Below are 21,759 nucleotides of genomic sequence, written 5' to 3'. Positions count from 1 at the left end.
TCAGCTCCGGCAACGGCTCCTGGGACTTTTGGAGCCTCTCGGCTGGAAATGACCCGCCAGGCCAAGGAACGGCCACGGACTTTCACTCCGGTAACCGGGTGGCACGGGCTTCAGTGTGGTTGGAGAATTGAACCAGCCAGCCAGTCGTCGAAGGACAGCAGGGGCGACGTGAAGAGCACGTCCTGGGGCAGCACGGTGGCGGGTTCGAGGCTCGCCTCCACGGCTGCCTGCGAGTCCAGCCACCGGCATGTCTGGGGGAACCCGACGAGGTCCTTGAAGCACTCCGGATTCAGCGCCACCCGCAGCACGTACTCCCTGGCTTCGGCCAGGTGCTCCGCGGTCGGGTGCGCGTCCACCACCGTGACGCCGCGCTCGCGCAGCGTGGCCTTGAGTTGCCCGAGCGCGGAGGGGATGAACGGGCCGGCGCCCGGGGGCAGCAGCGCCAGGTGCGGCCGGGTCAGCGCGCCGAAGCGCGGTGCTTCCGAGGGGGCTCTGCTCGCGGGGCTGACCACGCCCCGGGGTCCCGAGCCAATCACCGCGGGCAGCCCCAGCGGCACCGGGCGTCCATTCGAGTCGGGAAGGGCGAAGAGATAGAGGGGCACCTCGTCCACCACGCCGCTGCGCTCCGCGGACGTGTTCCAGGTGAAGGCACGCGTGCCGAAGTCGAGGTACGTCACGCGCTGGCCCCGCAGCCAGACCTGGCCCGTCCCGGGGACGCCCACCCGCTCTCCCGAGAGCGGCCGCAGCGGCGTCGCGGCGCCCTCCGCCACCACGGGCGCGACGTCCGGTGGCGCGAGCGGTGCCAGCAGCCCTCCGCCCCGGTGCATGGGCAACCCCGAGGAGAAGAGGTCCACGACGCGCGTGTAGCGGTCCGGCGGCGTGTCCCGGGGGACGACGACGTAGGTGAGCTCCCAGAAGGGGCTGTAGAAGACGCTGTCCTCGCCGATGTCCACCAGCGGCAGCGCGCCCTCCAGCCGGTGTGCGTCCGGCCGCGCCGGGTCATACGCGGTGACGAGCACGTACCAGGGCTGCACCCAGACCTCCGGGACGTGCTCCCAGACCTCCAGCACGGAGAAGGCGGCCGGCCGACCCTCGCTGAAGGCCGGGAGGACGTTGAAGCCGTCCTGGCCCTGGGCCTGGTAGCGCTCCAGCCGATGGTAGGGCGGCGACCACTGCGGTAGCGGCTGGCCACGCGGGGTGATGGACTCGCCGACGAGGGTGACGAGCCCGGAGGGGAGTGCGCGGCCGGTGGCGACGCGCTCGCGCAGGTGCCGCAGCGTCCAGGTGTGAGAGGCCGGGCCCGGAGGTGCGTCATCCGCGGCACGAGCTCCGCAGCCGAGGCACAGGAGCGCGGCGAGCAGGGACATTGCCGCGAGCGGAGGATTCGAAGAGGGAGGGAGCATGGCAGCCCCCGAACGCTGTGCACGGGTCCATGGCCCTCAAGGCGCACAGCCCCGGCGGGTGAGCCGCCAGCATCCTTCAGCGGACGAGGTCATCCGCCGCTCGGAGGCCCAGCATCCCCTCGGTCGCACGGGAATGGGGGCTGACGGACGCTTCCGTCAGGAGGACGCCGTGTCCAGGCCGTGCTTGCGCAGCAGCTTGCGCAGGTAGACGCGGTCGATGCCGGCCTCTCGCGAGGCGCGGGACACGTTGCCCCCGCAGCGCTCGAGGAGGGTGCGGAGGTAGTCCCGCTCGAAGCCGTCGATGAGCCGCTCCTTGGCCTCCTTGAAGGGGAGGTCCAGGGACATGGGCACCGTGTTCTCCGGGTCGTCGTCTCCGTGCACGGTTCCGCGCGCGGGCACGTCGGGGATGTCCGGCAGCGCCTCTTCACCCAGGTTCACCACGCGGTCCACCACGTTGCGCAATTCGCGCACGTTGCCCGGCCACGGGTACTGGGCCAGCAGCGCGCGCGTCTGGTCCGACAGGGCGCTGGGAGGACGGTGCATGCGCTCCAGCACGGTGTCGATGAGCAGCGGGATGTCCTCCGGGTGCTCGCGCAGGGGCGGAAGGATGGCGCGCAGCACGGCGAGCCGGTGGAAGAGGTCCCCTCGGAACTGGCCGCTCTTCACCGAGCCTTCCAGGTCCTGGTGCGTGGCCGCCACCACGCGCACGTTGACGGTGCGGTAGTCGTTGGCGCCCACGCGCTTCACCTGCCGGCGCTCCAGCGCGCGCAGCAGGCGGGGCTGCACTTCCAGCGGCAGCTCGCCCACCTCGTCCAGGAAGAGGGTGCCCCCGTGCGCGCGCTCGAAGGCGCCGGCGCGGTCCGTGTTGGCGCCGGTGAAGGCCCCCTTCACGTGGCCGAACAGCTCGCTCTCCAGCAGCGCGGGAGGAATGCCCGCGAGGTCGGCGATGACGAAGGGGCCCTTGCTCCTTGGGCTGTGGGCGTGGATGGCCTCCGCGCACAGCTCCTTGCCCGTGCCCGTCTCGCCCTGGATGAGGACGTCCGAGTCGCCCGCGGCCAGCCGCTCCAGCAGCGTGAAGACCTCGCGCATGCGTCGGCTGTTGCCCACCAGCCCGCCGAAGCTGCCGCGCGTGGACAGGGGCATGGAGCGTGGCTTCTCGCCCTCGGGCACCAGCTTCAGCTCGGTGGTGCCCAGCGTGAGGACCGCGCCGGGGCGGACCTCCAGCTCGGAGAAGCGCATGCCCTCGCAGTAGGAGCCGTTGCGCGAGCCCGGGTCCACCGCCCGTACGCCATCATCCCGCACTTCCAGGATGAGGTGCTGGCGCGATACCGCCCGGTCCGGGAGCACGATGTCCGACGTCGGCTCGGAGCCGATGCGGTAGCGCCCCGGCAACAGCGGATAGGCCTCCCCGGCATCCGGCCCCGTCAGCACCGCCAGACGCATGCGGACACGAGGGGCGCGGAGTGCCGGAAGGGCATCGGTTCGGATCAGCTCGTCCCCGTCCTCGTCTCCCAGGCTCGCCACGGCGCGGAACATAGCATGGGCCCTGCCGGGTGCAGCCCCCGGGATTCCCCTGATATGCGGTAAGGTAGCCGCCTGAATGGCCTTGCAACCCGGAGACAGGTTTGGCCGATACGAGCTGGTGTCATGGCTCGGTCGGGGAGGAATGGCGGAGACGTGGCGTGCCCGCCTGGTGGGCGACGCCGGCGTCACCAAGCCCGTGCTCATCAAGAAGGTGCTGCCGGAGTTCTCCGGCGATGAAGCCTTCATCTCCATGTTCATCAGCGAGGCGCGCATCTCCGCCACGCTGTCGCATGGCAACGTGGCCCAGGTCTTCGACTTCGGCCGCGTGGATGGTGACTACTTCCTCGCCATGGAGCTCGTGGACGGCCAGCCGCTCCACCGCATCCTCAGGCGCGCGGCGCGGACTGGCCTCCGGACCCTGCCCATTCCCCTGGCGACGTTCCTCGCCCTGGAGATGTGCCGGGGGCTGCACTACGCGCACACCCGGGCCGACGAGAAGGGCCAGCCGCTGGGCATCGTCCACCGGGACATCTCTCCGGACAACGTGCTCGTCAGCTACGAGGGCCAGGTCAAGATTGTCGACTTCGGCATCGCCAAGGCGCGCTCGCTGCGCAGCTTCTTTACCGAGCCCGGGGTGGTGAAGGGCAAGTACCTCTTCTTCTCGCCGGAGCAGGCGCGCGGCGAGGACGTGGATGCGCGCACCGACGTCTGGGCCACCGGCGTGGTGCTCTACGAGTTGCTCTGTGGACAGCTCCCCGTGTCCGGAGAGCAGTACACGCAGTTGACGGCGATGACGCGGCTGGCGAACGGCGAGTTCCCGTCGCCCCGGCAGGTGCGCAAGGACCTGCCCGCCGAGCTGGACGAAATCGTCATGCGCGCGCTGTCGGTGAACCTCGACATGCGCTTCGAGTCCAGCCACGCCTTCGGGGACGCGCTGGCCTCGTTCCTCTACCGCTTCGCGCCCCGGTTCTCGTCCATGAACCTGGCGCATCTGGTCCGCGAGCTGTTCCGGAACGAGCTGACCCAGGAGGGCCGCCCGATGGCGGTGCCGCCCGCGTTCCTCGAGGAGCTGGACGCGTGGCGCAGCAACGTGGCCGTGACTCCCTCCCAGGCTTCGGCCATCGCGGAAGTCACGACCACTCCGCCGATGCGCCGGCCCCTGGTGGGGCAGCCCGAGGCACCCGAGCCACCGAAGGCTCCCGGCCGCTCCCCGCGCATCTCGCTTGCCACCGTCTGCATCGGCGCGGGCGCGGTGCTCACGCTGGGGGCGGTGGCCCTGTTCCTGACCTCCTCGCAGCAAGCCGAGTCGCGGGCCCCGTCACCGCTCCGTCCCCTACAAGAGACGGGTGTGACGGCGGCTCCCGTGCCAGGCGTCGAAGCCGATTCACCCGCGAGGGGAAGTTTGCTTCCGGCAGCGAGCGAGGCGCTCCTGGCGCCAGCGGCGGATTCGGGAGTCGCCCCGCCACCGGATGCGGCTGCCTCCGCGTCAATGACAGAAGCCTCCACGACGGATGGCGGAACCGCCGAACCCTCAAGCCAGGCCCTGGCGCTCTCCGCGAGCGGCGCTCCCGATGCCGGCGCCGATGGACAGGCTGCGTCCGTGTCCTCCACGTGGCTGGATGCGAAGCGGCACGTCATCGTCCTGCCTCGAAGGCTTGTTGCCTTCCCGGGGCTGACCCCCACCAAGACCTATCAAGTCTCGGAGCGCTCCGACGCGCCCCTTCCGGAACCGAAGAGCGTCCAGGCGCCTTCTCCATCGAATCAGCCGCCCGTCTTCTTCCTGCTCCTGGGGTCCTCGGTGTCTGGTGAAGTCACCCTGGGAGAAGTCACCCGGGACGCGCTGAGCTTCCGGGGCGCCTCGGCCATGTCTTTCTTCACCCTGGGCCCCCCCACCCAGAAACGGTCTTCCAGGCGGGTCATCCAGCTCGCGGGCACGCAGCCTGGCGTGGCGAAGCAGTTCAGCTTCCAACCGGAGGCGAGGGTCGCCTCCGTGGAGAGGGCCGCCCTCATCGAGGGCCTGAGCCGCTCGGACAGCTATTCCCTGACGCTGACGTCCGCTGGCGAGGGGGCGTTCATTCATGGGCTGTCACGAGGCGCCGTGCGCCGGGTCGTCTGTGTCCAGGGGAGTCAATCCAAGACGGCGGAAGGACCCGCCGCGGGCTGGCCCGTGGCGTTCCTCCTGGAGCAGGGCAGGGAGGTACAGGTCGAGGGCGTTGACTCGCTGCGGTGCGGCTTCGTTGACGATGACCCCTCCGACAACCAGGGCACGGTAGAACTCCAGCTCCGCAAGACAGGCTTGGCGAAGGGAGAGGGGCTTCCCGAGTCGGAGACCGGGGGGCTGGCTCGGGACGCCGCGAGGGCCCTCCAGGAGCGGGACTACCTCAAGGCCACCCAGCTCGCTCAGCAGTGTCTGGACGTCGAGCCGCTCCACGCCAGCTGCCTCCTCCACCTGGCCTCGGCCCAGGCCCGGCTCGGCTACAACGAGCCCGCCTCGATGAACTACCGGCTCTTCGTCCAGCACCACCCGGACGACCCCCGGACCGACGGCATCCGCAAGCTGCTCGCGGACTACGAAGCAAAGGGGTCGCAGCCGCGAAACGGACAGCAGTAGCTCGGTTGCGACAGGCCCTGCCGGCGTCACCTTTGAGCCGGGCCGCATCGTCAGCCGCCGGGTGCTGCTCCGTGGGTGGGGGGGCTTAGCAACCGCCCCGCCAGGGCGGTACCCTACGCGCGCAATGGCAACCGAGCAGGGGAAACATTTCGGCCGATACGAATTGCAGGCCCGTATCGGTCGGGGGGGAATGGCGGAGACGTGGCGTGCCCGGCTGATGGGCGCGGCCGGCGTCACCAAGTCCGTGCTCATCAAGAAGGTGTTGCCGGAGTTCGCCGACGACGAGGCGTTCATCTCCATGTTCATCAGCGAGGCGCGCATCTCCGCCACGCTGTCGCACGGCAACGTGGCCCAGGTCTTCGACTTCGGGCAGGCGGACGGCAACTACTTCCTGGCCATGGAGTACGTGGACGGCCAGCCGCTCCACCGCATTCTCAAGCGGGCGCTGCAATCCAAGTTCTTCTCTCTGCCCGTGCCCGTCGCCACCTTCATTGCCCTGGAGATGTGCCGGGGGCTGCACTACGCGCACACCCGGGCCGACGAGAAGGGCGTGCCGCTGGGCATCGTCCACCGGGACATCTCCCCGGACAACGTGCTCGTCAGCTACGAGGGCCAGGTCAAGATTGTCGACTTCGGCATCGCCAAGGCGCGCTCGCTGCGCAGCTTCGACACCACCCCGGGCGTGGTGAAGGGGAAGTACCTCTTCTTCTCCCCCGAGCAGGCGCGCGGCGAGGACGTGGATGCGCGCACCGACGTCTGGGCCACCGGCGTGGTCCTCTACATGCTGGTCTGCGGGCGGCTGCCGCTGGAGGGGCCCGAGTACGAGGTGCGGCGCAAGCTGGCACTCCGCCAGCCCGTCACCCGGGCCCGCGACGTGCGGCCGGATGTGCCCGCGGCGCTGGACGCCATCCTGCAGAAGGCGCTCGCGCTGAAGAAGGAGGACCGCTTCGAGTCCGCCCACGCCCTGGGCGACGCACTGGCCGGGTTCCTCTACACGTCCGCGCCGCGCTTCTCCGCCATGTCCGTGGCGTACCTGCTGCGCGAGCTGTTCCGCACGGAGATGGCGGCCGAGGGCCGCGACACCAAGGTGCCGCCCTCCTTCGTGGAGGAGCTGTCCGTCTGGCGCGTCGCCCCGCCCATGCCCAAGCCCACCGAGCCGGCGGCGCCGATGCTGACGGCGGGACTCCAGACGCTCGAGACCGACCAGAGCGAGCCGTTGGCGCCGTCGGAGTCGGAGTCGCCCGAGGCGTCGGCGGACGGCGCCAGCGAGTCCGAGGGCGGCATCCTCCATGACGGTATCGGCGTGTCGACCGCCGTGGGCGGCGTGGCCGTGCTGGCCGTCCTGGTCCTGCTGTGGATGACGTTCACCCGGCTCAAGGCCGACTGGATGGAGCAGGAGGAGCCCCGTCCTTCCGGGCCTCCGGCCTCGTTCCGGCCCGTCCCTCCGCCCGCGCGGGCGGACGAGGGCCCTCCGAAGAAGTCGACTCCGGCGGCGTCCGAGGCCCGGGCCTCCGCCACCTGGCCGGTGGAGTCCTTCCAGGTCGATGCCCGGAAGCACGTGTTCAGCGTCTCCTCCGGGCGCGCTGCCCTGGGAACGCTGGACGCCAACGCGGACTGGAGCCTCGTGGAGACCACCGTGTCTGGCACGGCGGACCGCGGCAAGGCGATGCCCGCGCTCTTCTTCCTCCTCACGGGCCCGGGCGTGGACGCCGCTGCCGCGGTGGGCCCCGTGTCTCGCAAGCCGGAGGTACTCCGGAGTGCCTCGGGGCTGATGCTTTTCACCCTGGGCCCTCCCGTCCCGGACGACCTGCCCGGGCGCACCGTGACTGTCACCAGCCTGAGGACGGGCGCGGTTCAGCGCCACGTCCTCCACCCCGAGTGGATGACGGCCCCGGCGGACCGGGCCTTCGTCCTCTCGGGCCTGCTGCCAGAGGAGTCCTACCGGTTGACGCTGGAGCCGGTGGGTGAGGGCGCCTTCACGCGCGGGCGCGAGCGGGGCCCTGCGCTCACCGTGGCCTGCGTGCAGCGGGAGCGAGCGGAGGACCTGGCTCCAGAGCGGGTCTCCCGCTTCCTGATGTCCCACGGCGAGGAGGTGCGCATCACCGGGATGCGCGGCCTGGCCTGCGGCTTCGTCGACGACGACCCGTCCGACAACGAGGGCGCGGTGAACATCCTCATCGAGAAGACCCGCCCGCTGCCCGAGCGAGGCGCCCCGGTGGTCCGCCAGGCCACCCCGAGGCCCGCCAGCGCGCAGCGGCTGGACAAGAAGGCGGCGCCGGGCACCCCAGCCAGCGACGCCGAGGCGTTCCCGGAGCCCTCCGCCGAGGGCCGCGCGACTTCCGGAAGCTCGGCGGACGGAGTCCTGGTGGCGGCCCGTGCCCTCTTCAAGTCCGGGAAGTTCGAGGCCGCGCGCGCACGGGCCCGCCAGTGCGTGGCGCTGGACCCGGACCACGTGGAGTGCCACCTGCTGCTGGGCTCCGTGGAGGCCCGGCTGGGCCGCCGGGAGGAGGGCGCGAAGCACTACCGGCGCTTCCTGGAGCTGGCCCCCGGGAACCACCCCCAGGCCAGCCAGGTCATCCGCACGCTCCAGGAGTACGAGGCCGAGTAGCCCCACGGCCTCGCAGCCGACGGCGCGTCCCCTCGAAATCAACCCTCGACGCACCGAGTCAAGTCGTTCCAGCCCGGGGGCTTGGAAAAGCGAGCGGGGCTCCCGTAGAAAGGTGCTCGCATGACGCCCTTCCGCTTCCCCCGCGCCCTGGCATTTCCGGCGCTGTTGCTCGCCGCCGCCTGCGGTGAGACCGAAGATTCCATTCCCGTCCGGACCTGCGAGGTGACGTTGACCTACGCCCCGCAGCTGTCCGTGCAGGGCGCCGTGTCCGTCGTCGGCGAGTGGGACGGCTTCTCGTCCACCAACCCGCTGAAGCTGCAGGACCGGGGCGACGGCGTGTTCACCGCGCGCCTGGAGGGGCTGGAGCCGCGCGACTACGGCTACCGCTTCGTCCTGGGGGACAAGCAGCTGATGGACCCCCAGAACCCGTACACCCGCTGGGTGCGCGCCGACGAGTACTCGCGGCTCACCGTGCCGGACTGCCGCCAGCCGGTGCTGGAGCTGCGGCGCTTCTCGGTGACGCCGTCGGGCCGGCTGGACCTGGAGGTCGCCTATCTCGACGGGACGGACGAGGCGGGGCCGGCGAAGGAGGGCGTGGAGCTGTCGGTGGACGGCGAGGTGAAGCCCAACGCGTTCGATCGGAGCACGGGCCGCTTCATCCTCGATGCCGAGCCCCTGGAGCGGGGCAAGCACCACGTCAAGGTGACGGCCCGGGACTCCCAGGGCCGCGAGGCGAACTCCCTCTACCTGCCCTTCTGGGTGGAGGAGGAGAAGTTCCGGTGGGAGTCGGGGCTGATGTACTTCGCCTTCACGGACCGGTTCCACAACGCCCGCGCGGACAACGACGGGCCCGTGGCGGACGTGGACCCCATCGCCAACTACCAGGGCGGGGACTTCGCCGGCATCACCGAGAAGCTCGAGGCTGGCTACTTCGACGCGATGGGCATCCGCACGCTGTGGATCTCCCCGGTGGACCAGAACCCCGAGGGGCGCTTCGTCGGCACGGGCGGCAAGTACTACTCGGGCTACCACGGCTACTGGCCGTCCAAGCCCCGCACTACCCAGCACCGCTTCGGCTCGCTGGAGGAGCTGCGCGCGCTCACCACCGCCGCCCACAAGCGCGGCATCCGCGTCATCGCGGACCTGGTGCTCAACCACGTGCACCAGGAGCACCCGTACTGGGTCGAGCACCAGGGTGACGGCTGGTTCAACACCTCCGCCAGCTGCGTGTGCGGCAGCCAGGACTGTGACTGGGAGGAGAAGCGCCTCACCTGCAAGTTCACCAACTACCTGCCGGACTTCAACTGGCGCTCGTCGGACATGGTGGACCAGTTCATCGACGACTCGCTGTGGTGGCTGGAGGCGGCCGACTTCGACGGCTTTCGCATGGACGCCGTGAAGCACATGGACCAGGTGGCGGGGCGCACCCTGCGCGGGAAGCTGAAGGAAATCACCGCCATGACGGGCACCGAGTTCTACCTGGTGGGCGAGACGTTCGTCGGCGCCGATGGCCGCTCGCAGATTGCCCGCTACGTCAGCCCCCGCGAGCTGGATGGCCAGTTCGACTTCCCCATGTACTGGCCGCTGCGCGAGGCCTTCGCGGACGGGCAGGGGCTGGAGCGGGTGGACGCCGCCGTGCGCGCCAACGAGGTCTTCTACGCGCCGGGCACCATCAACTCGCCCTTCATCGGCAACCACGACGTGGCGCGCTTCATGTCGCAGGCGGCGAAGCAGCTCGAGGGCGCGGGGGGAGACCCGTTCAGCAACTCCCGCCCGCCGGCCACGGTGACGGACGCGTCCGCCTTCGAGAAGGCGAAGTACGCCTTCACCTTCCTGCTCACCCAGCCGGGCGTGCCGCTCGTGTACTACGGCGATGAGGTGGGCATGCCGGGCGCGGGCGACCCGGACAACCGGCGGATGATGCGCTTCGACTCCATGCTGGAGCCGATGGAGAAGGAGCTGCTGGAGGTGGTCCAGAAGCTGGGCCGGGCCCGGCGGCTGAACCCGGCGCTGCAGACAGGCGAGCGGCACACGCTGCGCGTGGAGAGCGACCTCTACATCTTCCAGCGGAGCCTGCCGGGTGGCGGGCCGGGCGCCATCGTGGTCATCAATCGGGGCACGGTGCAGCGGCCGTCGCTGGAGATAGACCTGGTGGGCAGCCTGGCCGCCGAGACGGGGCCGTACGAGGACATCTTCAGCGGACGCACGCTTCAGCTCGCGGGGACGGCGACCGTGGTGGAGCTGCCACCGCGCAGCGTCTCCGTGTACGTCCCCGCGGAGGTCCTCCTGCCGTAGAACGAGCGGGTGCTCTTCCGGGCCGTCCGGTGGGGAGGGGAGGCCGCCCCTTCCTCCGCCGGCTCGGGACTACGGCTGCGACGGTTGCGGCTGCTGGCTCTTCCCGTGCTTGTAGAAGAGCACGAGGGTGTAGCAGTGGAATTCGTTGTCGGATGACTGACAGACGACGCGGTCCACAATCTCCAGATCCGCGTTGCTCTTCAGCCAACGGGTGACGTTCTCACCCAGCTCCTCGCGCTCCTTCGCCTTGGTGGCGGAGAAGACCTTCACGCCCGTGAACATCGCCTGCCACTCCTTGTGCGGTACTGACAAAGGACAATAGGGGGTTATGGCACGTGATTTCCAGAGGTGTCAAAAACCCGGCTTCCCCGAGGCTCGGAGGTTGATCCCCCGGAGGCGGGGGTTTGCAGGGCGGGGGGCATGCCTAGATTGTCCAAGTCGCACCTGGTGGTTGGGGCGCTCGGGGCAGGGGGCCGCGAGTGAGGCGGCGGTTGGGGAAGGGGGAAGGCCCGTGGACATGAAGACCAAGAAGGACCTCGCGGTAGACTTCATCAATACGATCCGGACGATGGAGCCCACTGCGCTCAACGCGCTGATCGTCAAGGAAGCGGGCGAGGAGCTGGCCCAGTTCTTCCTGAACTACAGCGCGAATCTTATCTCCAAGGACCCGGCGCGGGTGCTGGAGAACACGTCCTCGCTGATGCTGATGGGGTACCTCATCCGCACGTACGAGGAGAAGAACACGCAGGCCAGGCAGGGCACCTTCCAGTCCTACGCTTTCGCCTGACGGTCAGCAGCGGGCGCGGCAGGCTCGACAGGCCCGGGGGTGGCCTGTTAGGGAGCGGCGCCCATGCTCATCGACCTGCACGCCCATTCCTACCTCTCCAAGGGTTGCGATTTGGATCCTCGCGCCGTGCTGGAGCGGGCCGCGCTGTTCGGCCTGGACGGGGTGGCCTTCACCGAGACGAACACCCAGGACGGCTGTGACGAGCTGTTCGACCTGGGAGCGAAGTCGAAGCTGAAGGTCTTCGTCGGGTTGGAGCTGGTGACGGACCGTGGCCAGTACCTGTGCTTCTTCCCGAAGCCGGAGCTGGCCCCGGAGCCGGTGCAGCTGTGGGGCAGCAACCGCGAGAAGCCGTGGAGCGCCGCGGAGTGCCTGCCCAAGGTGAAGTCGCTGGGCGCCGCCATCATCGCGGCGCGGCCGTATGACAGGGACTCGCAGAACCCGGCCATGGACTTCATCCGCACGCTCAACATCCTGAGCGCGGTGGAGGGCTACAACGCCCGGGTGAAGCAGACGTCCAACGACCTGGCCGTGGAGGCCGCCGAGGCGCTGAAGCTCCCGTGCGTCGGGGGCAGCGACGCGCGGGGCTCGCTGGACGAGGTGGGCCGCGGGGCCACCTTCTTCAAGCGCGACATCAAGACGCAGGCGGAGCTGGTGGCCGAGCTGCTCAAGGGCGAGTACTGGCCCGTCATGGCCGGCGAGCTGCCGCGCCTCACCCGGCCCGGAGAGGCCCAGGCCGCGCGCAAGTCGGGCGGCGGGGGCGGAGGCGGTGGCCGGGGCGGCAAGCGCCGTCGCCGGCAGTAGGCACCTCCGCCCGGAGCCTCACGGCAGCAGCGGCTTCCCGGCCTCCTCGGCGCGGGTGAGCCGGCCGTCGGTGAGGAAAGCCTTGCGGCGGCCCGCCGGGTACGTCCACTCCTCGTTCTTCGCCGTGCCCTCAAGCGTGCGGCGCACCTGCTCCGGCGGGCCCCAGGCCATGCGCACGGCGTCCAGGGGCATGTTGGCCACCAGCCGCTTCTCGCGGACGGCGTCCTTCACCGCGGGGGGCAGGGCGTCCAGTTGGGCCGTCAGCTCACGGGGCGCGAGGTACTTCTCCAGCTCGGTGCGGAAGTCCTCCGGGCGCTCCAGGTTGGGAGGCAGCACCAGCACCAGCGGGGGCCCGGCGGGGGCGCCCTCCTCGGTGAGGTACACCCAGGGCCAGGTGCGCGGGGTGTAGAGGACGCGCTCGGCCACCACCCACGAGGTGGGGAACTCCACCTTCGTGATCCGCAGCTTCGTGCCGGCGGGGATGATCCGCTCCACGGCGCCGGGGCTGATGGGCTTACCTTTCGTGTCGTCCAGCAGGCGCACGTCCTCGGGCGCGTACGGCGTGAGGAGGCGCTTGGAGGCATCACCGAAGAACGGCGTGACGTTGGCGGAGAGGCGCAGGTACTGCACCGCCTCGGGGCCGGTGAGGGTGCGGTCGAGGGAGGCCCGGGCCTCGGGGGGCATCCGGGTGTGGGAGCCACAGCCCGAGGCGAGCGCGGCGAGGAAGAGGACGGCGAGGGAGGGGAGTCGGAGTCGGTTGAGCGGCATGGCACCTCCGCGGGACAGGGCGCGGGAGGAAACCTGCTTAGCTCAGCGGGCGGCCTGCGTCAGCGGCGGAGCGGCGTGCGCCTCCTGCTTGCCACCACGGCACCCTCGCTGGGGAGGGCACACGGGGCCCCGGCCGAGCGGGTCCGCGACGAGCAGGAACCGGCCGAGCCCGCGCGAGTCCGTCAGCTCCGGATGGCCGCACAGCGCGCAGTGGCGGGGAGGACGCTTGGAGGGAGGAAAGGGCACGGGACGCAAGTGTGCGCCGCTCCCGTGCCCCGGGCGAATTTTCCGCCGCCCTACTTCTTGTCGCCAGACGCCGCCGCGGCGGGCGCGGGGGTGCTGGCCGGGGTGCTGGTCGAGGACGAGGTGCTGCTCGCAGACGACGTCGACGAGCTGCTCGAAGACGACGAGCTGCTGCTGCTGGACGAGGAGGAGTCGCTGGAGGAGCCGCCGTCCTTCTTCGTCGAGCTGTACAGGTCCGAGTACCAGCCGCCGCCCTTCAGGACGAAGCTGGAGCGGCTGACGACCTTGGACAGGGAGCCCTCGGCGCCGCACTCGGTGCAGGCGGCCGGAGTCGGGTCCGAGATCTTCTGCAGCACGTCGATGGTCTTTCCACAGCTCTGGCAGGCGTATTCGTAGATGGGCATGGTTCTCAGTGCCTCGTCAGGTTGTTGAATGAGGGGCGCCAGCGAGGAGCTGCTTGCGCAGCCCGTCCGCCAGACCCAAGCGCTCGAAGGCGCGGAAGACGAGCTCGGCGGGAGCGCCGTGCTTGCGGCCCACGGCATCCGCCAGCCCGTGCAGTTCGGTGGCCTCTGGCAGCTCGTCCGCCACCAGCTTCTCCAGCTCCTTGCGGAGTGCGTCCGCGAACCGGCGCTGGATGCCCAGGTCCGCGAGGTACTTCTCGCGGCCGAGCAGGTCCAACCGGTGCGTCAGGTGCGAGGTGGCCAGGGCCTCGCGGCGGAAGCGCTCGCGCAGGGCCTCGACCTCGTCGCCCACGGCGAGCACCGAGACGAGCCGCTGCAGCTCCGAGGGGCTCAGCCCCAGGGTCCAGGCCACGCGGCCGGCGGCCCCGCGCTGGTCGGAGTACGCCGCGATGACCTGCTGGCGCTCCTTGTCCGTGAAGGCCTCCAGCAGCCCGTGGTCGCGGAGCACGTTCTCCACGTCCACCAGCGTCAGCTCGCCGCGCGAGCCGTTGTAGCGCTGCGACAGGTTGCGCAGGAGCGCGAAGCGGTGCTCGGCGCCCTCCAGCGCGCCCTCCACGGCCGGCTTGCTGCTCAGGCGCGTCAGCTCCATGAAGGACGCCCGGGGCGCCTCCACACGGGTGAAGCGGCCCCGGGGGCGGGGGAGATCGCGTCGCAGGAAGCCCAGGTCCTCGTCTCCCTCGGGGGGCAGGGCCTCGGCCGCGTCGGCCTCCGTCTCGGGGGTGGCGCGCTTGCGCGGGGTGATGCGCTCCTGGACGGCGGCCTCCGCCTTCTCGGCCTTGGTCGCCTTCCTGCCGGCCTTGCCGTCGCCTTCTTCGGCGCCCGGGGAGGCCCTGGGCGGCGTGGCGAAGGTGGGGATGTCGGACACGGGGGCGGGCGGAGGCGTCTTCTCCTCACGCACGTACGCCAGCTCCCGAGCGACGTCATAGAAGCCGCAGGCCTGCCGCTGGGCGGCCAGGGAAGGGGCCGTGCCGCGGAGGATGTCCACCACGGCGAAGGGCCCCAGCGGGGACGCCTCGGGCTCTCCGTCCGTGAGGGTCCGCACGCGGAAATCATCGTCCTCGGCCAGGAGGGCGAGCGCTTCGCGCACCTCCGGAGCCGGCGCCGGCGACTTCGCTCGCCTGCAGAAATCCGAGACGGCGACCGCCACGGGGGTGGGGACATCGTCGGGCTGTCGTCTTCTCTGCCAGGGGCTGGTCATGGAAAGTCGCCGAAAATTGCTCGTTTACGAGGGCGGATGCCTCTATCTTCGCCGCCAGACAGGTGTCAATGAGCCAGTCCGACTCCAATCTAAACAGCCAGCGGCGGGTGCAAGCCGGCAAGGTGGGCGAACGGGGGCGTGGACCTCCATGTCGCCGCTTGCCGGACGTTGCGAGCCGGCGCGGGTGAGGATATCTGCCCCCCACGTTCGGAGACCAACAGTCGTCAGTGGCGGTTTCTTCGGCGTGGGATGAAACAGGGGGGATGGCGGGTCGCGGTCGCCTCCCAGAGCGGTTACAACAGGAGCGGAGGGCCGGGCAGGTCCGGCCCCCTACCGAGGGAGCAGGATGCAGGCGCGGACCCGCGGGGCGTTCGAAGGAACCGACATGAGCCACAGCCACAGCCACAGTCATGAGCCGGAGGAGTCGAAGGACGAGGTGCTCGCCCGCTACATGGCCCAGCACGGGCTGAAGAGCACTCGCCAGCGCAGCCTCATCATCGACACCTTCTTCGCCATGGGGGGGCACCTGTCGGTGGAGGAGCTGTGGAACAAGGTGCGCGAACAGGACACCAAGGTGTCCGTGGCCACCGTGTACCGGACCATGAAGCTGCTCAACGAGTGCGGCCTGGCCCACGCGCGCAACTTCGGCGACGGGCAGACGCGCTACGAAGCGGCGGCGGGGCGGGAGCACCACGACCACCTCATCTGCACGCGGTGCGGCACCATCGTCGAGTTCGAGAATGACCGGATCGAGGCGATGCAGGACGCGGTGGCCCGCAAGCACGGCTTCAAGGTGACGTCGCACAAGATGGAGCTGTACGGGCTGTGCAAGGACTGCCAGCGCGCCGCGGGCGCGGCCCCGACGGCGGCATGAAGTCGGTCGCCCGTGCGTGGGTGTGTGCGGCCCTGCTGGTGGTGGGGCTGGCCGGCTGCCGGGGCACGAAGCCGGTGGATGTGGGGCCGGCCTTCCTCCAGGCGCTGGCCCTGCCCTCGGTGGGGCCCACCCGGCACGAGGCGCGCGCGCTGAACGGCAAGGTGGTGCTGGTCTCCTTCTTCGCGACCTGGTGCTTCCCGTGCCTCGCGGAGATGCCCACGCTGGAGGCGCTGCAGCGCGACTATGGCGCGCGGGGCTTCCAGGTGGTGTCGGTGGGCATGGACCTGGAGGGCGCGAAGGTGCTCCAGCCCTTCGCGGACCACTACGCGCTCCGCTACCCGGTGCTGGTGGCGGATGACTTCATGCGCGAGGGGCAGACCGCCTTCGGCCATATCCGCGCGCTGCCCACCACCGTCCTGCTGGACCGCCGTGGCCGTGCCGTGGCCGGGTGGCAGGGCGTGGAAGGGCACACCGACGTGGCGAAGGCCATCGAGAAGCTGCTCACCGAGGACTGACGACGCGGCGCCGCCGTGGGGCGCCCGCGGTGCGTGCACTCGCGGGTGCTACATGCCTGGAGCGGTTTTCTTGCGGGGCAGGGGGTCACTGGTACCTTCGGCGCGTTCATGACGGCGAGGCGAAAGTTCCTGGTGGTGGCGGTGGGTGTGGCGGGGGCCTTGAGCCTGCTGTCGGTGGCGGATGCCAAGGGCTTCCGGCGCTACCTCTCGCTGCGTCAGGACGTGGACTCGCTGCAGGAGCGCAACCGCGGGCTGGCCGAGCAGAACGAGGCCCTGCGGCAGGAAATCAACGCCCTGCGCAAGGACCCGGCGGCGCTGGAGCGGGCCGTGCGCGAGGAGCTGGGCTACGTGAAGCCGGGAGAGATTGTCTTCCACCTGGAGTCCCCATGACGTCGCTGACCTCGTTTCCGTCTCCCGGAAGGTTGCTGCGTCACTCGGTGAGGGCCATTCCGGCCGCCGCCGCGCTGGCCACGTTCATCCACCTGGCACGCGGAGGCTTCCGAGGGCTCCACACGCTGGAGTGGTTCGAGGCGGCCCTGGTGGGCTTCCTGCTGGTGGGCATCGCCGTGGCCGCCTGGCACCGCGCCATGCGGGGCGCGGTGGGCGCGGTCATCGACCTGCGTGACGACCTGGAGCTGGGCGGCGGGCTCATCGCCGCGGCCTTCATCGTCGTGGCCATTGGCGGCGGGGAGCTGTTCCCCCTCGTGTATCTGTTGATGGCGTTCCTGGTGGCCTTCCTGCCGCGCAACGCGGGGCTGACGCTGCTGGGCGTGGCGCTGGTGTTCGACGCGCTGGTGACGCTCGCGGGCCCCGTGCCCAACGTGTCCGGCTTCCTCACGCACGCGGCCTTCCTGGCGCTGTTCTCCGGGCTCTACCACCTGGTGCTGGCGGCGCGGATGGCCGCGGCGCGCCGGGCGGAGAGCGACGCGGTGCAGAAGCGCATCCGCGAGGTGGAGGAGCGCGCGCGCACCTTCCGGCTGGTGTCCTCCGGGACGCAGGACAGCTTCAGCGGGATGAGCAGCGACGAGAAGTGGCTGGTCGCCTCGGTGAAGGAAATCGAGGGCGCGGTGCACGCGGCGCTGGAGATTGCCGAGACGGGCCTGCGCACCCACACCTGCGCTGCGTTCCTGCTCACGTCGGATGACCGGAGCCTGAAGCTGTACGACTGCCGCTCGGGCTCCGAGCGCGTGCAGCGCGAGCGCTTCAACGCGGGTGAGGGCATCATCGGCGGAGTGCTGAAGCGCCGGGCGCCGGTGCGGATGAACTCGCCGCAGGGGCTCAAGGGCGTGACGCACTACGACGGCGGCGGGCCCACGGTGCAGGCCCTGCTCGCCGTCCCCATCCTCGAGGGCAGCGGGCTGGTGCGCGGCGTGCTGGTGGCGGACCGCATGGCCAACGAGCCCTTCAGCGACCAGGACGAGAAGCTGCTGTCCATCATCGCCGGCGAGGTGCTGCGCTCCATCGAGGTGGAGCGGGTGATGAGCTACATCCGCAAGACGCGTGACGAGAAGGACCGGTTCTTCCGCGCGATTGAAGAGCTGAACCGCGCGGGCAGCCCGGACCAGGTCTTCGTGGCCGTGCTGGAGAGCACCCGGCACCTGGCGGGGCTGGACTTCTGCGCGGTGACGCTGGTGTCCGAGGTGGAAGGCAAGCGGATGCACCGCGTGGTGCGGATGTCGGGCGTGACGGCGCAGGGGCAGGCGCTGGAGGGCCAGTCGTTCCCCGACAACAACGGGCTGGTCGCCAACGTGGTGCGCTACGGGGCGCCGCTGCCGGGCCGCGACATCAAGGCGATGGACCGGCAGATCATCTTCGACGACGAGACGCAGATTCGCGGCCTGGGCGCGCTGAAGATCTTCCCGCTGGTGGCGGGGGACCGCATCCTCGGCACGCTCGTGGCGGGCTCGCGCAAGAAGGCCGCGTTCGAGCAGGACGTGCTGCGGATGATCGAGGTCATCGCCATCCAGGCCGCCCAGGCGGTGCTGCGCGCACAGCTCTACGAGCAGATGGAGCGGATGGCCACCACGGACGGCCTCACCGGCCTGTTCAACCACCGCACCTTCCAGGCGAAGGCGGACGAGGTCCTCGCGCAGGCGCGGCGCTACCAGCGCAAGTGCTCGATCATCCTCACCGACGTGGACCACTTCAAGAGCGTCAACGACACCTACGGCCACCCCACGGGCGACCAGGTGCTCAAGGGCGTGGCGCGCATCATCAAGACGATGGCCCGCGACACCGACGTGGTGGCCCGCTACGGCGGCGAGGAGTTCGTCATCGTCATGCCGGAGACGGACTCCAAGGGCGCCTACACCATCTCCGAGCGCATCCGCGAGGCCGTGAAGGCCGAGGTCTTCCAGACCGAGATGGGCCCGCTGCGAATCACCATGTCGCTGGGCATCGCCACCTTCCCCGACAACGGCCTGGAGAAGCAGCAGCTCATCGACCTCGCGGACCAGTGCCTGTACCACTCCAAGCGCAACGGCCGGAACCAGTCCGTCACCGTGGCGCAGATGCAGGGTGGGCGGAAGCTCCAGGCCGCCGAGGCCTCCTGACTCAAGCCCCGTGGAAGCCTTCCATGGGCCTGTTGTCGTAACTTGATGGCATTTTGACGTGGGTGGTCCCAGGGAGTTGGATACCTCCGGAACTCTCCCGTCGGGCAGCGAAGCCCGGCGGTCCCCCCGGAGGAAGTCCATGAAGCGTCTCGCCCTCCCGTCGTTCGTGCTGGCCACCGCGATGTTCATGGGCTGTGGGTCCGGCGTCGAGCCCGCCCCTCAGCCCGAGTCGACCTCCACCACGTCCCAGCCGCTGACGTACATCGAGTTGGTGGAGACGGCGCTGGACGCCCAGCTTGCCGCCACCGCCGCGCAGGCGGGCGTGGCGGTGCATGCGCTGGAGATCAACGAGCCCGTATCCGGTCCGGTGAGCGTGACGGAGGCCGCCGCCGTCGCCCTCGAGGTGGCGGCTGACACGCGGCTGCCCTGGCAGTACGGCGCCACGCTCACCCGCGCGCAGGTCCGCGCGGCGCTGGGCACCACGCTGGTCAACGACATCGAGCGGTACATCAACACCGGCGAGAGCTACTCGGCGGTGGTGTACGGCTGGAGCTACCCGACGGCGCCGGACTACTGCACCACCGGCCACTTCTACGCGCTCGTCTTCAACCAGGCGCGCTTCGTGATGACGGTGGAGGTCAACGGCGGCAGGGACTGCTGAGCCGGAGTGGAGCCCGCCACCCCCGAAGCCGCGGGGTGGCGGGCTCCCTTCAGCTCCCGGCGTCCGTTACAGCGACTGCAGGAACTTGAGCAGCGCGGCGCGGTCGGCGCTGTTCATGCTGACGAAGGCGTTCTTCGCCGCCTGGCCCTCGCCGCCGTGCCAGAGGATGGCCTCGGAGAGGTTGCGGGCGCGGCCGTCGTGCAGGTACGCCTCGCCACCGCTGACTCCCGCCGTCAGGCCGATGCCCCAGAGGGGCGGCGTGCGCCACTCGGCGCCGGAGGCCTGGCCCTCGCCGAGGTTGTCGGCCAGCCCGGAGCCCATGTCGTGCAGCAGCAGGTCCGTGTACGGGCGGATGGTCTGGCTCCGCAGCTCGGTGTTCGGGTGGTACTGGCTGGTGGTGAGCGAGGCCGTGTGGCACTTCGCGCAGCCCGCGCTCTGGAACAGCGTCTCGCCGCGCAGCGCCGTGGCGTCGCGGAGGTCGCGGCGCGCCGGCACGCCCAGCAGGGCGATGTAGCGCGTCATCTTGTCCAGGTCCGCCGCGGACAGCTCCGTGCTGGCGCCCGGGCAGCCCGTCTGCTGCGTGCCGCAGTCCGAGGTGGTGAAGACGGGAGACGTCACGCCCATGTCATTCACCAGGGCGTCCGCCACCTGGTGCTTCACCTTCGCCGCGCCGGCCTTCCAGCCGAAGCGGCCCAGGCGCGTCGCGCCCGTCTCGGGGTCCAGCACCTTCTGCGTGCGCCCGGAGATGCCGTCGCCGTTGGCGTCGTTCGGGTCCGACAGCGCGACGATGGCGCTCTCCGGCACCGCCTCCAGCAAGCCCAGGCCGACGAGCTGCGGGGTGACGCGCGCCGAGTAGTTCGTCGGCGTGACGTTCACGAAGCTGTAGGTCGGCTTGCGCAGCTGGTACCCCGTGCCGTCGCTGAACGTGCCGCTGGAGAGCGTCCACCCGGAGATGCGGACGTCCGCCTCGGGCGTGCCGCTGGTGCGGCGCGGCTGGAGCCGGTAGCCGAGGAACGCGTCCTTGCCACCGCTGGAGTTGCTCACCTTGACCACGTAGTTGCCCAGCGTGGTGTTGACGGCGGGCGGCAGGCCGCGGCCGTTCTGCACGTGGCAGGAGATGCAGGAGGTGGAGACGTAGTTGGGGCCGAGCTTGTTCGCGTGCTCGGTGAGGGCGGGGTTGTTCGGCTCGGAGTGGCTGCCATCCCCGAAGTGCGTGTGGTGCAGGCGGCGGCCTTCCACGAAGGGCTGCGCGTTCACCGGGGCCATGTTCATGGCCATCTGGAGGAAGCGGTTGCGCGGCTCGTTGGACAGGGGCTGGTTCTGCGTCGTCAGGCCGCCGCTGAGGCCGGCCGCCGGCAGGGGGAACGAGTCCTCGATGGCGCCCGAGACTTCGAACGGGGCGATGCCGCCGGTGCCGACCATGTAGAGCATGGCCGTGGAGTAGTAGTTGAAGCGGCCTTCCACCGGTTGCCGAAGGAAGACGCCGATTTCAATCTCCATGCGGTCGCCCACGCGGATGGCGCGACCCTCCTTGGCGTTGAAGTTCACGCTGGAGGTGTAGAGGTAGTCGTTGACGGTGGTCATGTCGGCGTTGTGGAAGTACTCGGCCACCGTGTTCAGGCCGCGGAAGAACGCGCGGAAGTCCGGGCTGTCATACGGGTAGATGGTGCGGAGGTTGACCACGATGCGGCTGCCGCCCTTGGCCACCTCGTCGATGATTTCGACGGAGTGCGTGCGCTTCTCGAAGTAGCGCGTCAGGTAGTGGTCGTAGGCTTGGTACTCGTCCTCGCGCGCGTGGCGGTCGCGTACGCGGTCACCGACGCGGGTGATGATGGCCGTGGCCGTGTTCTCCACCGTGGCCGCCTCTAGCGGCGTGGTGTTGTTGAAGAGCGGGACGATGTCCCCGAGGGGCGGAGGGGGCGGGGGTTGGCCCGCGTCGGTGCCCGTGCCCGAGTCCACCGGAGGAGGCGGCGTGCCGCTGTGCGTGTACCGGGTCCACGACGTGTCGCGGGCACAGTTGCAGGACACATCCCAGTACGTGAACGAGTAGTCGATGAAGTCGCCCGCGACGAGGCCCGTCACCGTGTACTCGTTCCGGCCGTTGACGATGGCCATCCGGAAGTTGAGCTGGCCTCCGTTGTTCTTCGTGTAGTGGATGTCCGCCCACGACGTGGTGTCGACATAGAAGATGGCGGAGGAGCCCGACTGCGTCGCTCCATAGGTTGCCGCGAATGAGTCGCTCGCAAACAACGCGGCGACGACTGCGACCACAGCCAGTCCTGCTGTTCTGTTGCGCATGGTTTTCTCCCAGCGAGCCACTCCGGGCGGCGGGGGTGACATTCTTCACCGTCCGAAGGAAGTCCAGGTTTAGGGCAGCTGGATAAGAATTCCTATAAATTTCGGTAAGCACGTCTGGCCGTGTCGGGTGCGCGACTGTGTGCAAAGGGGCCCGCCGGGG

At 70.0% G+C, this 21,759-nt stretch carries 18 protein-coding genes; 10 read left to right on the top strand and 8 right to left on the bottom strand.

The genetic code is table 11. The features are described from left to right. Positions 1-110: 110 nt before the first annotated feature. Together G4D85_RS43505 and G4D85_RS43500 are read right to left on the bottom strand one after the other, a co-directional pair. Positions 111-1,403: a hypothetical protein gene (locus G4D85_RS43505; RefSeq protein ID WP_205525964.1), complete on the bottom strand. Its 1,293-nt coding sequence runs from the start codon at positions 1,401-1,403 to the stop codon at positions 111-113. A gap of 156 nt (positions 1,404-1,559) precedes the next feature. Further along, positions 1,560-2,939 (bottom strand): sigma 54-interacting transcriptional regulator, encoded by a 1,380-nt coding sequence (locus G4D85_RS43500; protein ID WP_164020183.1) that lies wholly within the window; start codon positions 2,937-2,939, stop codon positions 1,560-1,562. 64 nt (positions 2,940-3,003) lie between these two features. On the opposite strand from G4D85_RS43500, the gene G4D85_RS43495 reads away from it, so the two are divergent. The 3 genes from G4D85_RS43495 to G4D85_RS43485 all read left to right on the top strand — a co-directional run bounded on the left by G4D85_RS43495 (position 3,004) and on the right by G4D85_RS43485 (position 10,441). Then, positions 3,004-5,538 carry a serine/threonine protein kinase gene (locus G4D85_RS43495; protein ID WP_164020182.1) on the top strand — a complete coding sequence of 845 codons (2,535 nt, stop codon included), beginning with the start codon at positions 3,004-3,006 and terminating at the stop codon, positions 5,536-5,538. 190 nt (positions 5,539-5,728) lie between these two features. Continuing rightward, positions 5,729-8,146, top strand: a complete 2,418-nt coding sequence (locus G4D85_RS50640; RefSeq protein WP_420821750.1) for a serine/threonine-protein kinase — start codon at positions 5,729-5,731, stop codon at positions 8,144-8,146. Positions 8,147-8,266: 120 nt separating this feature from the next. Next, positions 8,267-10,441 (top strand): alpha-amylase family glycosyl hydrolase, encoded by a 2,175-nt coding sequence (locus G4D85_RS43485; RefSeq protein WP_164020180.1) that lies wholly within the window; start codon positions 8,267-8,269, stop codon positions 10,439-10,441. 69 nt (positions 10,442-10,510) lie between these two features. Here the strand turns inward: G4D85_RS43485 and G4D85_RS43480 are convergent, their stop codons facing one another. Continuing rightward, on the bottom strand, positions 10,511-10,723 hold the full coding sequence (locus tag G4D85_RS43480; RefSeq protein ID WP_164020179.1) for a hypothetical protein: 213 nt from the start codon (positions 10,721-10,723) through the stop codon (positions 10,511-10,513). A 229-nt stretch (positions 10,724-10,952) separates the two neighbouring features. Between G4D85_RS43480 and G4D85_RS43475 the strand changes: the two genes are divergently transcribed. Both G4D85_RS43475 and G4D85_RS43470 read left to right on the top strand, forming a co-directional pair. Then, positions 10,953-11,228 (top strand): hypothetical protein, encoded by a 276-nt coding sequence (locus G4D85_RS43475; RefSeq protein ID WP_164020178.1) that lies wholly within the window; start codon positions 10,953-10,955, stop codon positions 11,226-11,228. Between the two features lie 63 nt (positions 11,229-11,291). Further along, positions 11,292-12,029, top strand: a complete 738-nt coding sequence (locus G4D85_RS43470; protein ID WP_164020177.1) for a PHP-associated domain-containing protein — start codon at positions 11,292-11,294, stop codon at positions 12,027-12,029. Between the two features lie 18 nt (positions 12,030-12,047). Here the strand turns inward: G4D85_RS43470 and G4D85_RS43465 are convergent, their stop codons facing one another. Genes G4D85_RS43465 through G4D85_RS43450 form a run of 4 tightly spaced genes read right to left on the bottom strand, consistent with a single transcriptional unit; the run spans position 12,048 to position 14,648 of the window. Next, entirely contained in the window at positions 12,048-12,797 is a 750-nt protein-coding gene (locus G4D85_RS43465; RefSeq protein ID WP_164020176.1) for a hypothetical protein, read from the bottom strand. A 42-nt stretch (positions 12,798-12,839) separates the two neighbouring features. Continuing rightward, positions 12,840-13,043 carry a hypothetical protein gene (locus tag G4D85_RS43460; RefSeq protein WP_164020175.1) on the bottom strand — a complete coding sequence of 68 codons (204 nt, stop codon included), beginning with the start codon at positions 13,041-13,043 and terminating at the stop codon, positions 12,840-12,842. Positions 13,044-13,093: 50 nt separating this feature from the next. Beyond that, positions 13,094-13,444: an FmdB family zinc ribbon protein gene (locus G4D85_RS43455; RefSeq protein WP_164020174.1), complete on the bottom strand. Its 351-nt coding sequence runs from the start codon at positions 13,442-13,444 to the stop codon at positions 13,094-13,096. Positions 13,445-13,460: 16 nt separating this feature from the next. Next, entirely contained in the window at positions 13,461-14,648 is a 1,188-nt protein-coding gene (locus G4D85_RS43450; RefSeq protein WP_240359848.1) for a hypothetical protein, read from the bottom strand. 436 nt (positions 14,649-15,084) lie between these two features. Here G4D85_RS43450 and G4D85_RS43445 point away from each other — a divergent pair, with 436 nt between their 5' ends. The 5 genes from G4D85_RS43445 (at position 15,085) to G4D85_RS43425 (ending at position 19,301) form a co-directional block, all read left to right on the top strand. After that, entirely contained in the window at positions 15,085-15,573 is a 489-nt protein-coding gene (locus tag G4D85_RS43445) for a Fur family transcriptional regulator (protein ID WP_205525962.1), read from the top strand. Then, the gene (locus tag G4D85_RS43440; RefSeq protein ID WP_164020173.1) at positions 15,570-16,088 is read left to right on the top strand and encodes a TlpA family protein disulfide reductase; all 519 of its coding nucleotides are present in this window, start codon (positions 15,570-15,572) and stop codon (positions 16,086-16,088) included. The genes G4D85_RS43445 and G4D85_RS43440 overlap by 4 nt, the downstream gene beginning before the upstream one ends. Before the next feature lie 108 nt (positions 16,089-16,196). Next, complete coding sequence (locus G4D85_RS43435) at positions 16,197-16,478, top strand: FtsB family cell division protein (protein ID WP_164020172.1); 282 nt, start codon at positions 16,197-16,199, stop codon at positions 16,476-16,478. After that, positions 16,475-18,640, top strand: coding sequence for a sensor domain-containing diguanylate cyclase (locus G4D85_RS43430; RefSeq protein ID WP_164020171.1), 2,166 nt, complete (start codon positions 16,475-16,477; stop codon positions 18,638-18,640). Before G4D85_RS43435 ends, G4D85_RS43430 begins: the two co-directional genes overlap by 4 nt. Before the next feature lie 139 nt (positions 18,641-18,779). Next, complete coding sequence (locus G4D85_RS43425; RefSeq protein WP_164020170.1) at positions 18,780-19,301, top strand: hypothetical protein; 522 nt, start codon at positions 18,780-18,782, stop codon at positions 19,299-19,301. A 66-nt stretch (positions 19,302-19,367) separates the two neighbouring features. On the opposite strand, the gene G4D85_RS43420 is transcribed toward G4D85_RS43425, so the two are convergent. After that, positions 19,368-21,599 (bottom strand): di-heme oxidoreductase family protein, encoded by a 2,232-nt coding sequence (locus G4D85_RS43420; protein ID WP_164020169.1) that lies wholly within the window; start codon positions 21,597-21,599, stop codon positions 19,368-19,370. Positions 21,600-21,759 lie beyond the last annotated feature (160 nt).

The sequence above is a fragment of the Pyxidicoccus trucidator genome (assembly GCF_010894435.1).
GTDB classification, from domain to species: domain Bacteria; phylum Myxococcota; class Myxococcia; order Myxococcales; family Myxococcaceae; genus Myxococcus; species Myxococcus trucidator.
This window is presented reverse-complemented; position numbering and strand designations above follow the sequence as displayed.

What these genes read in the sequence shown, in the direction of transcription:
- G4D85_RS43505 (WP_205525964.1), bottom strand. Translation starts at nt 1,403, where the DNA reads ATGCTCCCTCCCTCTTCGAATCCTCCGCTCGCGGCAATGTCCCTGCTC.
- G4D85_RS43500 (WP_164020183.1), bottom strand. Translation starts at nt 2,939, where the DNA reads ATGTTCCGCGCCGTGGCGAGCCTGGGAGACGAGGACGGGGACGAGCTG.
- G4D85_RS43495 (WP_164020182.1), top strand. Translation starts at nt 3,004, where the DNA reads ATGGCCTTGCAACCCGGAGACAGGTTTGGCCGATACGAGCTGGTGTCA.
- G4D85_RS50640 (WP_420821750.1), top strand. Translation starts at nt 5,729, where the DNA reads ATGGCGGAGACGTGGCGTGCCCGGCTGATGGGCGCGGCCGGCGTCACC.
- G4D85_RS43485 (WP_164020180.1), top strand. Translation starts at nt 8,267, where the DNA reads ATGACGCCCTTCCGCTTCCCCCGCGCCCTGGCATTTCCGGCGCTGTTG.
- G4D85_RS43480 (WP_164020179.1), bottom strand. Translation starts at nt 10,723, where the DNA reads ATGTTCACGGGCGTGAAGGTCTTCTCCGCCACCAAGGCGAAGGAGCGC.
- G4D85_RS43470 (WP_164020177.1), top strand. Translation starts at nt 11,292, where the DNA reads ATGCTCATCGACCTGCACGCCCATTCCTACCTCTCCAAGGGTTGCGAT.
- G4D85_RS43465 (WP_164020176.1), bottom strand. Translation starts at nt 12,797, where the DNA reads ATGCCGCTCAACCGACTCCGACTCCCCTCCCTCGCCGTCCTCTTCCTC.
- G4D85_RS43455 (WP_164020174.1), bottom strand. Translation starts at nt 13,444, where the DNA reads ATGCCCATCTACGAATACGCCTGCCAGAGCTGTGGAAAGACCATCGAC.
- G4D85_RS43445 (WP_205525962.1), top strand. Translation starts at nt 15,085, where the DNA reads ATGAGCCACAGCCACAGCCACAGTCATGAGCCGGAGGAGTCGAAGGAC.
- G4D85_RS43440 (WP_164020173.1), top strand. Translation starts at nt 15,570, where the DNA reads ATGAAGTCGGTCGCCCGTGCGTGGGTGTGTGCGGCCCTGCTGGTGGTG.
- G4D85_RS43435 (WP_164020172.1), top strand. Translation starts at nt 16,197, where the DNA reads ATGACGGCGAGGCGAAAGTTCCTGGTGGTGGCGGTGGGTGTGGCGGGG.
- G4D85_RS43430 (WP_164020171.1), top strand. Translation starts at nt 16,475, where the DNA reads ATGACGTCGCTGACCTCGTTTCCGTCTCCCGGAAGGTTGCTGCGTCAC.
- G4D85_RS43425 (WP_164020170.1), top strand. Translation starts at nt 18,780, where the DNA reads ATGAAGCGTCTCGCCCTCCCGTCGTTCGTGCTGGCCACCGCGATGTTC.
- G4D85_RS43420 (WP_164020169.1), bottom strand. Translation starts at nt 21,599, where the DNA reads ATGCGCAACAGAACAGCAGGACTGGCTGTGGTCGCAGTCGTCGCCGCG.